The organism is Streptomyces sp. CB02923, from assembly GCF_001905005.1.
Taxonomy (GTDB): domain Bacteria; phylum Actinomycetota; class Actinomycetes; order Streptomycetales; family Streptomycetaceae; genus Streptomyces.
In genome coordinates this window covers 16,671-27,207 of record NZ_LWKZ01000017.1, presented here as the reverse complement: position 1 = coordinate 27,207, position 10,537 = coordinate 16,671, and the positions used below count along the sequence as shown (strand labels likewise).

At 73.0% G+C, this 10,537-nt stretch carries 8 protein-coding genes; 7 read left to right on the top strand and 1 reads right to left on the bottom strand.

Annotated elements, in window-relative coordinates; all coding sequences use genetic code 11:
* Positions 1-280: 280 nt before the first annotated feature.
* The 7 genes from A6A06_RS18385 (at position 281) to A6A06_RS18355 (ending at position 7,741) form a co-directional block, all read left to right on the top strand.
* Positions 281-703, top strand: coding sequence for a phage tail protein (locus A6A06_RS18385; protein WP_073762390.1), 423 nt, complete (start codon positions 281-283; stop codon positions 701-703).
* A gap of 34 nt (positions 704-737) precedes the next feature.
* Positions 738-1,460, top strand: a complete 723-nt coding sequence (locus A6A06_RS18380) for a CIS tube protein (RefSeq protein WP_073762389.1) — start codon at positions 738-740, stop codon at positions 1,458-1,460.
* Positions 1,460-3,388: a VgrG-related protein gene (locus A6A06_RS18375; RefSeq protein ID WP_073762388.1), complete on the top strand. Its 1,929-nt coding sequence runs from the start codon at positions 1,460-1,462 to the stop codon at positions 3,386-3,388. The genes A6A06_RS18380 and A6A06_RS18375 overlap by 1 nt, the downstream gene beginning before the upstream one ends.
* A 106-nt stretch (positions 3,389-3,494) precedes the next feature.
* A complete protein-coding gene (locus A6A06_RS18370) occupies positions 3,495-3,953 on the top strand; it encodes a GPW/gp25 family protein (protein ID WP_073762397.1) in 459 nt (152 codons plus the stop codon).
* Positions 3,953-5,911 carry a putative baseplate assembly protein gene (locus tag A6A06_RS18365; RefSeq protein WP_073762396.1) on the top strand — a complete coding sequence of 653 codons (1,959 nt, stop codon included), beginning with the start codon at positions 3,953-3,955 and terminating at the stop codon, positions 5,909-5,911. The genes A6A06_RS18370 and A6A06_RS18365 overlap by 1 nt, the downstream gene beginning before the upstream one ends.
* Before the next feature lie 76 nt (positions 5,912-5,987).
* Positions 5,988-6,497, top strand: coding sequence for a phage tail protein (locus A6A06_RS18360; RefSeq protein ID WP_079194113.1), 510 nt, complete (start codon positions 5,988-5,990; stop codon positions 6,495-6,497).
* A complete protein-coding gene (locus tag A6A06_RS18355) occupies positions 6,494-7,741 on the top strand; it encodes an NADase-type glycan-binding domain-containing protein (protein ID WP_073762386.1) in 1,248 nt (415 codons plus the stop codon). Before A6A06_RS18360 ends, A6A06_RS18355 begins: the two co-directional genes overlap by 4 nt.
* Positions 7,742-7,763: 22 nt before the next feature.
* Here A6A06_RS18355 and A6A06_RS18350 read toward each other — a convergent pair whose 3' ends face one another.
* The gene (locus tag A6A06_RS18350) at positions 7,764-10,478 is read right to left on the bottom strand and encodes a helix-turn-helix transcriptional regulator (protein WP_073762385.1); all 2,715 of its coding nucleotides are present in this window, start codon (positions 10,476-10,478) and stop codon (positions 7,764-7,766) included.
* Positions 10,479-10,537 lie beyond the last annotated feature (59 nt).

The following is a 10,537-nucleotide window of genomic DNA, read 5'->3' as shown; positions in this document are numbered from 1 at the left end:
CACCACCCCCGCTCCCAGCCACCGCATTCGACCCCCGCGCACTCAGCGACCACCAGCTCGACGAACTGGTGCACCGCATCATCGGCCGCGTCACCCGGCTCATCCGTACCGAACTGCGGATGGACCGCGAGCGGATCGGCAGGCTCCGCGACCCCCGCCAGTAACCCCGCCAGTGCCCCACGGCCAGTGACCGGCGGCCTCCCGCCCCCTCGGCCGTTCGATGCCGTACCGCTGAGAAAACCGACAGAACCAACAGAACCAACAGAAAGGCCCCCCCGCGATGCCCCGCCAGGACCCGGGCTCCACCCTCTGGTTCACCCTCTCCATCGACGGCGAGAGCCTCGGTTGCTTCAACGGGTGTGACGGGCTGTCGTCGCAGGTGGAGACGGAGCAGCGGCAGGAGGGCGGCAACAACGGCTTCGTCTGGCGGCTGCCGACGCGCGTCACCTTCTCCACCATCCGGCTGATCCGGCCGCTGACTCCGGACACCACCAAGGTCGCCAAGTGGATCTCCTCCGTCCAGACAGGCATCCAGCGGCCCACCGCGCAGATCACGGCGCTGCGCGCGGACGGCTCGGAGGTCGCGCGCTGGGGACTGATCGACGTGCTGCCCGTCAGCTGGCAGGGGCCCTCCCTCGACCCGGCCAGTCCGGCCGTCGCCACGGAGGTCCTGGAGATCGCCCACCACGGGTTCACCGACTGAAGTCCGCCGACCGAGGAGCGGGAGAGACACCCCTATGCCCAAGAGCAGCAACGGCGCGGGCAAGAGCCTGGTACGCGCCACCCTCGCCATCCACGAGCCCCCCGTCGGCACCGGCACCACCCCGGGCGCCCTCATCAAGACGCTCGGCTTTGATTTCAACCCGGCGCAGCTGTCCCTCAGCCGTGCCGCCCAGTGGAAGGTGACGCCGACCGTGGCCGTACGGCGCGGAGCGAAACCGGAGTTCATGGGGCCGGAACCGCGTTCGATGAACCTGGAGGTCTTCTTCGACTCCTCCGCGCGCCCGACCAGCAACTCGGTACTGAAGAAGGTGGCGGCGCTGCTGAGTTGCTGCGAGGTGACCGCCAAGAGCTACGCGGCGAAGAAGCCCTCGCCGCCCTGGGTGATCTTCCAGTGGGGGTCGTTCTCCACGGCCCGGTTCACCGCGTACGTCAGTTCCGTCAACGCCTCGTACACGCTGTTCGGAACCACCGGCGTGCCCATCCGGGCCACCTGCCAGGTGCAGCTGCACGAGATTCCCGGCAAGACCCGCAGGCAGAACCCGACGTCGGGCGCTCTCACCGCGCGGCGGGTGCACCAGGTGGTCGCGGGTGACTCCCTCCAGTCCCTCGCCTGGCGGGAGTACGGGAACGCGAACGCATGGCGGGCGATTGCCGAGGCCAACGGCATCGACGACCCGTCCCGGCTGCCCACGGGCACCGAACTCGTGCTGCCCGCCGCCGAGGAGGTACGTCCCTGATGGCCGGTCCCGCCACGTCCGCTCTCCTCCAGGTCTCCATCGGCAGCGGCGAACTGCCCGACGACGCCGTCCACGCGCTCGTCGACGGCTGGGTCGACCAGGGCGCCGGGGTCCCGGCCGCCTTCCAGCTCACCTTCCGCGACCCGCAGCGGATCATGATCAGCCGACTGGGCGCCACGTTCGGCACCCCGGTCACCATCGCGACCGTGACCGACGGCCAGGGCGCCGGGGACACACTGCTGACCGGTGAGATCACCGGCTTCGAGGCCGACTACGACGGCACCGGCACGTTCACCGTCATCCGGGGCTACGACTTCGGGCACCGGCTCATGCGCCAGCGCCGGGTGGCGGCGTACCGGAACCAGTCCGCCTCCGACATCGCCAGGAAGCTGGCCGCCCGGGACGGTGTGCCGGTCGGCACGATCCAGCCGACGAAGACGGTGTACGAGTTCATCAGCCAGTCCAACGTCACCGACTGGGACTTCCTGGCGCGCCTGGCCGACGAGAACGAGACCGTCATGTCGGTCGACGCGCAGGGCAGATTCTGCTTCGTCCGGCCGAAGCCCGCCACGGGGGCGCCCCCGACGAGCATCGACGGTGAGGACCCGCTCGAACTGAAGGCCGGAATCGACATCCTGCGGCTGCGGGCCGCCGTCACCGCCGCCGATCAGGTCGGCACGGTGGAGGCGCGCGGCTGGGACGTCACCCAGAAGAAGGCGCTCAGCTCCGTCTCGCCCGCCAAGGACAACCCGGGCTTCGCCATCGGCGAGACGCCCGGCGCAGCCGCGGGCAGGTTCAAGGCGGGCAAGCTGGTCGAGACCTCGACCCCGTACGACAAGTCGGCCGAGGTGCGGTTCGCCTCCGACTCCCTCGCCGACGACGTCACCGGGGCCTTCGCCGAGGTGGAGGTCGTGGTGCTGGGCAACACGCGGCTGCGGCCGGGGGTGCCGGTGACGCTCTCGGACACCGGCGCGCCCTTCGAGGGCAAGTACACGGCGACCTCCGTACGGCACGTCTTCGGCGACGGGAAGCACTACGAGTCGTGGGTGACCGTCAGCGGCCGGCAGTGGCGTTCGCTGTTCGGGCTGGCCTCCGGCGGGGGCGGCACGGGCGCCGGCCCCAGGCTGCCGAGCGTGGCCAACGCCCTGGTCACCGACGTGAACGACCCGCTCAAGCAGGGCCGGGTGCGATTGCGGTTCCCGTGGCTGGACGACACGTACGTCAGCGACTGGACGCGGACGGTGCAGCTGGGCGGCCTCGGCGGCGGCGGGGTGTTCCCGATGGACGTCAACGACGAGGTGCTGGTCGGGTTCGACCGGGGCGCCCTCGACCACCCGTTCGTGATCGGCGGTCTCTACAACGGCAAGGACCGACCGACGGCCGTCGGTGACGTGCCGCTGCACGACGCCGTACGGAAGAAGGCGAGCCGGCACACCGTCTCCGACCGGGACGGCAACCGCGTGGATCTGCTCAGCCAGAAGACCGGCGGCCGCAAGCAGGGCGTCCGGCTGGCGTCCGGCGACAAGCGGCTGACCATCAGCCTGGACCGGACGAAGACCGAGATCGTCGTGGACAGCAAGGGGTCGGTCACCATCAAGGGCAGCAGGTCGGTGTCCGTGGAGGCCGGCACCGACCTGACACTGAGTGCCCGTCGGCGGCTGAGCCTGCAGAGCGGCGGCCTGCTCAGCATCAGGAGCGGCGGCCCGCTCACCGTCGACTCCACCGGCCTGATCAACCTCAAGTCCGTGGGGCAGATCGGGCTCACCACGGGAGGAGCCCTGAACATGACCGCCGGCGGCGTGTCAACCCTCACCGCGGGGGGCTCCATCCAGCTCACCTCGGCCGCCAACATGATCAACGGTGCCAAGACCACCGTCACGTCACCGCTCTTCTTCTCCGTCACACCGCCCGTACCGCCGATGGGATGAGCACCGCGTCCCGTCCCGGCGCCCGCTTGTCCGGCCGTTCCCCTGTCCGTTCCCCCGACCGTTGCTCTGTCCGTTGCTCTGTCCGTGGAAAGCGGGTGTGTTCCTGATGGCCGAACAGTTCGTCGGCTCCGGCTGGTCGTTCCCGCTGCGTGTCGGGCCGACCGGCGGCATCGCCCTGGTCAGCGGCGAGCGGGAGATCGAGGAGGCGATCCAGCTCGTCCTGGCGACCGCGCCGGGGGAGCGGCCCATGCGGCCCGACTTCGGCTGCGCCATCCACGACCTGGTGTTCGCCCCCGTCAACGAGCAGACCGCGGGCCGTATCCAGCACGAGGTGTACGTCACCCTGGACCGCTGGGAGCCGCGTATCGAGGTCACCGACGTCCAGGTGAGCGCCGGCACCGACCAGAGCGTCCTGTACATCGACATCCGCTACCGGATCCGCGGCACCAACAACCCGCGCAGCCTCGTCTTCCCGTTCTACGTCATCCCCTCCCACGAGGAGGACGCCCCCGGCGGCGCCCTCGTCGGCGACGGCTCCGGTGACTCCCCCGAAAGCGACCGATGATGTCCCTGCCTTCCCCCAACCTCGACGACCGCCGCTTCCAGCAGTTCGTCGACGACGCCAAGCGCTACATCCAGCAGCGCGCGCCGGAGTGGACCGACCACAACGTCTCCGACCCGGGCATCACCCTCGTCGAGACCGTCGCCCACATGGCCGACCAGATCGTCTACCGCCTCAACCGGGTTCCCGAGAAGAACCACCTGGCGTTCCTGGACCTCGTCGGCGTCACCCTCTTCCCGCCGTCGGCAGCCCGTACGGACGTCACCTTCTGGCTGTCCGCACCCCAGGAGGAGGCCGTCGCGGTACCGGTCGGCACCGAAGTGGCCACGCTGCGCACGGAGCAGGAGGAAGCGGTGGTCTTCGCCACCGAACACGCGCTGGCCGTCGTCCCCTGCGAGCTGAGCCGCCTGGTGGTGCAGCACCGGGGCGAGCCCGTCGCCGATCACACCACCGCACTGGCCGAAGGCACCCACGTACGGTGCTTCGCCGAAACCCCGGGCCCCGGCGACTGCATGCTGATCGGTCTGACGGCGGCCGTCCCGCGCTGCGCCGTCGCCCTCGAACTCGACAGCCGGGTGGACGGCGTCGGCGTCGATCCGCGGCAGCCGCCGCTGGTGTGGGAGGCGTGGACCGAGGACGGCTGGCAGCCCTGCGAGACCGACCGGGACGGCACCGGCGGCCTCAACCGCGCCGGCGACATCGTCCTGCACGTCCCCGGCGGCCACGTGCTGTCCCGCACCGGCGGCCACGAAGCGGGCTGGCTGCGCTGCCGCGTCACCGAACCCCTGCCGGGCCAGCCCTTCTACACCACGTCACCGACCGTACGCGCCGCCGCGGCCTGCACCATCGGCGGCACCACCGGCGTCGTGCACGCCGCCACCGTCCACGACGAGGCGCTCGGCGAATCCAGCGGCCTGCCCGGACAGCGACGGCGGCTCGCCCACGCGCCCGTCGTCGGGGACGACCCGCCCCTGCTGCTCCAGACCGCCGGACCCGACGGGTGGCAGGACTGGCAGGTCGTCCCGCACTTCGCCGCGTCCCGGCCGGACGACCACCACATCACCCTCGACGCCACGACCGGCGACATCGCCTTCGGCCCCGCCGTCCGCGAAGCCGACGGCACGCTGCGCCAGTACGGCATGGTCGCGCCCAAGGGCGCGGCCGTCCGCGCCCGCCGCTACCGCACCGGCGGCGGCCGGGCCGGCAACGTCACCCGCGGCGCCATCCGGGTCCTGCGCACCTCCATCCCGTACGTCTCCGAAGTCGCCAACCGCGAGACCGCGCGCGGCGGAGTCGACGGGGAGACCGTCGCGGAAGCGAAGGTCCGGGCCCCGATCACCCTCCGCGCCCAGGAACGCGCCGTCACGCTGCGCGACTACGAGGAACTCGCCCGCCGGGCCGCGCCGGAGACCGCCCGTATCACCTGCCTGGAGGGCGTACCGGACGAGCACGGGTCCTACGCGGTACGGGTGCTGGTCGTGCCGCAGGCCGTCCCCGACCCGGGCGGCCGCCTCCGCTTCGAGCAACTCGTCCCCGGCGACCGCCTGCTGGACCGCATCACCCGCCACCTCGACGAACGCCGCCTCATCGGCACCCGGCTCGCGGTCGGCCCGCCCTACTACCAGGGCGTCACCGTCGTCGCCACCGTCCACGCCTTCCGGGGCGTCGACACCGACCGGGTACGCCGCCGGGCCCACGACGCCCTCTACCGTCACCTCGATCCGCTCACCGGCGGCGCGGAAGGCCACGGCTGGCCCTTCGGCCGCCCGGTCCAGGCCGGCGAGGTCTTCGCCATCCTGCAGCGCGTCCCCGGAGTGGAACTGGTCGACGAGGTCGTACTGCACCCCGCCGACCCGCTGACCGGCCGGCGCGGCGACCCGACCGACCGCATCGACCTGCAACCACCGTCCCTGGTCTTCTCCTTCGACCACCGCGTGCGGGTGGTGGGGGACAGCACGTGACGACACCGACGTACTCAGGAGGCCGCCCGTGAGAGGCTCCATCGACGGCCTGGGCTCCTCCGCGCCCATCGGCGCGATGCTCCCGGCCGTCTTCGCCGACGACGACCTCGCCCAGCGCTTCGTCGCAGGACTCGACGACGTCCTCGCGCCGATCCTGAACGTGCTCGACTGCCTGGACGCCTACTTCGATCCCGCGCTCACCCCGGCCGACTTCGCCCGGTGGCTCGGCACCTGGGTGGGAGCCGAGACCGACGGCACCGAACCCGAGCCCCGCCTGCGCGCCGCCGTGGCCGCAGCGGTCGGCCTGCACCGCGTCCGGGGCACCCGGCGCGGCCTGTCGGAAGCCGTACGCCTCGCGTTCGGTACCGCACCGGAGATCACGGAGAGCGGTGGTGCGGCCTGGAGCGCGCGCCCCCGCGGCCCGTTCCCCGGCAGCGCCCGCCCCCACCTCCACGTCACGCTCCGGCTGCCCGAACCCACCCGGGCCGACACCTACCGCCTGGACGCTCTCGTGGCCGCGGCCCGCCCCGCCCACATGCCCTACACCGTCACCATCACCGCCGCCGAAAGGACCTCGGAGACATGACCACGCCGGACTGCAGTGCGTGCGGCACCCGCGCCGAACCCGGGCAGTCGTTCTGCGACGCCTGCGGAGCCGTCCTCCGCTGGGAACCGGCCGGTGGGCGCACCGGCCCCCCGGCAGCCCCCTCCACCGCGCCCGGCCGCGGCGTTTCGGCGGCAGCCCCCGGGCACACCGGGCACCGCGACAGCACCGGAACGCCCGGCGCGCCACCGCCCTCGCCCGGCGCGCCACGACCCACGCCCGCCGCGCCACGACCCACGCCCGGCCCCCCGGACGAGGAGGACACCGACCCCGGCATCCCGCTGTCCACGACGTACAACAGCGCCCCTTCGGCAAGCCCCTCGGCCGACCGCGCCCGTTCCCTGGTCGTCCCCGTCACGGACCCGGAGGCAGCCACCCCCGCCGCGCCCGCTCCCGCCGTGACCCCCGTCCTGCCCGGCCGGCCCGACACCGAGCGGCCCCTCGTACGCGGCCCCGCCTCCCGCGGGCCGGTGCACGGCGCGCCGTGCCCCTGGTGTGCCACCCCGAACCCCGCCGACCGCCATTTCTGCTGCCGCTGCGCGATGCCGTTCGCCGAGCACGGCGCCGCCCCCGCGCCCGTACCCCGCCCCTGGTGGCGCCGCCTGCTCGGACCCGGCCGCCAGGAGACTCCCTGGGCCGGCGACCGCCCCCGCCTCCGCCGTGTGTTCGACCGGATCGGCACCTGGATCACCGCCGCCGTCGCCGTGACGCTCCTCATTCTCGGTGTGCTGTACGTCCCCGACGGCATCCAGGCCACCGGCGACCACTTCGCCAAGCGTGCTCCGGTCGAGCCGGACGGGATCAGGGCCTCCCGCTCCTACCCCGGCCACGGGCCGAAGCTGGCCTTCGACAAGCTCAACAACACCTGGTGGGGCCCGGGGGTGTCGCAATCGGGCCAGGGCGAGTGGATCGAGGTGCGGTTCGCCCGCCCGGTCCGGCTGCTCGACCTCGTCATCACGCCGGGCGTGTCCGTCCGCGCCGACCAGCTCGACCGGTCCGCCCTGCCGCACCGGGTCAGGGCGACGATCACGGGGAAGGACGGCCGGACCGAGACCCGCGACCTCACCCTGGACCCGGGCGCGGGGGAGCAGCGCCGCGCCTTCCGCGTCGGTGAGGCCACCGCGGTGCGTTTCACCATCGAGTCGGCCCACGCCGCGTCCGCGGAGAAGCAGGTGGCCATCGCGGAGATCGAGTTCTTCGGCCGGTCGTCCGGCGGGCCGGGGTGACCACATGGCCCGGGGCGGGCCGTCACAGGGACATCTCGCGGAGCTGGCGGCGCGAGGAGATGCCCAGTTTGCGGTACACGTTGCGCAGATGGGTGTCGATGGTGCGCGGACTGAGGAACAGCATCACGCCCACCTCCTTGGACGTCGCCCCGGCCGCGACCTTCCCGGCGATGAGCCGCTCCTGCGCGGTGAGCCGGCCGAGCGGGTTCTCGCCGTGCCTGCGCGGCTGTTCGCCGGTGGCCCGCAGTTCCCGGGCCGCGCGCTCGGCGAACGCGCGGGCACCGATGCGGGACAGCATGTCGTACGCCGCCCGCAGCTCGTCGCGGGCCTCGGCGCGCCGGTTCTCGCGGCGCAGCCACTCCCCGTACGTCAGCCGGGCGCGCGCGTGGAGCACCCGTACCCGCGTCCGGGCGAAGTGGCCGATGGCCTGCCGGTACAGCGTGTCGCAGTCCGCACCCCGGCCGAGGAGGGCCTTCGCCTGGAGCCACTCGGCGACGATCCACGGGAGGGGGTGCGCGCGCGCCAGCGCCTCCAGGTGCTCCAGGGCCGCGACAGCCTCCTCGCCGCGTCCGGCCCGTACGGCGGCTTCGACGAGTTCGGGGTACACGGACCAGATCGCGTAGGAGCCCGCCCGGTGCCGGCGCTGGGCGGCCAGCGCGGCGTCCAGAGCGGCTTCGTAGTCGCCGAGCCCGTTGTTCAGCACCGCTCGGGCGTAGTGCTCCCCGGCGGTCTCGAACGGCCGCCCTTCGCGGCCCATCGACCCCCGCAGCTCGCGGTACCGGTCGAGGTCGCCGCGGAAGCCGGTGAGGATGAGTTCGGGCCCCAGGAGCGGTGCCGTGCCTGCCGCCTCGTCGACGGCGCGGGCCTCGCCGAGGGCGGCCGCCGCCTCGTCGAACCGGCCGGCCGCGACTCTGGCGATGGCCTGGTAGCGCAGCGCCTGCGGCAGCAGGGCGAGGGCCCCCTGGCTGCGTGCCACGTCCACCTGGCGGTCCGTGATCTCGTCCATCGCCTCGTCGTCCCGCAGATCGATGACGACCTGGCAGAGCAGGTTCATCGGCCACGGCTCCGACGCGGAGGGCGCCGTACGGTATGCCGCCACCGCGTCGCGCATCGCGGGCACCGCCTGCCCGACGGGCAGCATGGTCTGATCCAGCAGAGCGTCGAGCAGCAGATCGGCCGGAAGGGCGGACTCCCGCCGCGGCGTCCGCTCGCGTATCCGGACACCGAGATCCTTGAGGCCGCCCGGCTTGTTGTCGTTGTACATGAACGAGGCGAACGCCTCCAGGTACGTATCCCTCGCCTGGTCGGGAGCCGACTCCGCGATGGCGTCGACGAGTGCGGCGGTGGCCTGCGGACTGTGCGAGAGCTGATAGTCGATGCGTGCCCTCAGCAGGCGCGCCCCGGCACGTTCCGGCTCGTCCATCGAACGGCGCTCCGCTCGGGCGACGAGCGCACGGGCCGTGTCGGGCGCCCCGGCCTGGAGCCGCAACTGGGCCGCGACGAGCAGCCGTCCGGCCTGCCGGTCACCGGCCGGGGTCAGCTGCCCCGCCCGCTCCATGAACGCGGCCGCCGCGGCGACCCCGCCGCGCAGGCGGGCCCGGTCGGCGGACCGCTCCAGCTCCGCGGCGACGCTCTCGTCGGCGTCGACGGCCGCGTGGGCCCGGTGCCACGCCCGCCGGTCGAGGTCGGTCTCCGGATCGGTCGCCTCCGCGAGAGCGCTGTGCACGCGACGGCGCATACCCGGGGTGGCCGACGCGTAGACCGCGGAACGCACCAGCGGATGCCGGAAGCGCAGCCACGGCCCCAGGACCAGAAGTCCGGCGTTCTCCGCGAGAGTGAACCCCGCGGCGTCCAGACCGAGGAGCTCCGCCGCACGGCGCAGCAGGCCGAGATCGCCGACCGGCTCCGCCGCGGCGAGCACCACCAGTAACCGCGTCGCGTCCGGCAGCCGCTCGTAGCGGTGGACGAACTGCTCCTCCAGCGTGTCCACCACGCTGGCCCGGCAGCGCCGCGGGCCGGGCACCCCGAACGGCTCGGTACGGTGGGCGAACTCCAGCAGCGCCAGCGGATTGCCGCGCGCCTCGGCCAGTATCCGGTCGACGACCTCGGCATCCAGCCCGGCCTGCGTCGCCGCCCCCAGCAGCGCGCGGGCGTCCTCGTCGCCCAGCCCCGCGAGGGGCAGACGCGGAAGACCGGCGAGTCCGGACACCGAGCCGACATCGCGCGCGGCGAACACCACCGCGATCCGCTCGGCCGCCACCCGCCGCGCCACGAAGACCAGCGCGCGCCGCGAGGCGTCGTCGACCCACTGGGCGTCGTCCACCACGCAGCAGACCGGTCTCTTCCGCGCCACCTCGTGCAGCAGCCCCAGGACGGCGAGGCCGAACGTCAACGGGTCGGGCGAGGTCTGCGCACCGAGGCCGAACACCGCCTCCAGCGCCCTGCGTTGCACCACGGGAAGTCCCGTACGGTGATCGAGCACCGGAGCGCACAGCTGGTGCAGGGTCGCATAGGGAAGATCTTGTTCGAACTCCGTACCGGCGGCCCGCAGCACCTCGAACCCGTCCAGCTCCGCCACCACGGCGTCGATGAGCGCCGACTTGCCGATCCCCGCCTCACCGGCGACCACCATGGCCCCGCCCCGCCCGGCGGCCGCCGAGGTCACTGATCGATCGAACTCACGCCGTTCTGCGTGTCGGGCCACGAACCGCACCGGAATCGTCCTCCGAGTCACCATCGCCTGAGGTCTCCCACGATCTGCATGCCAGGGAGCCGGTGCCGGAGCCGTCCGTTCCG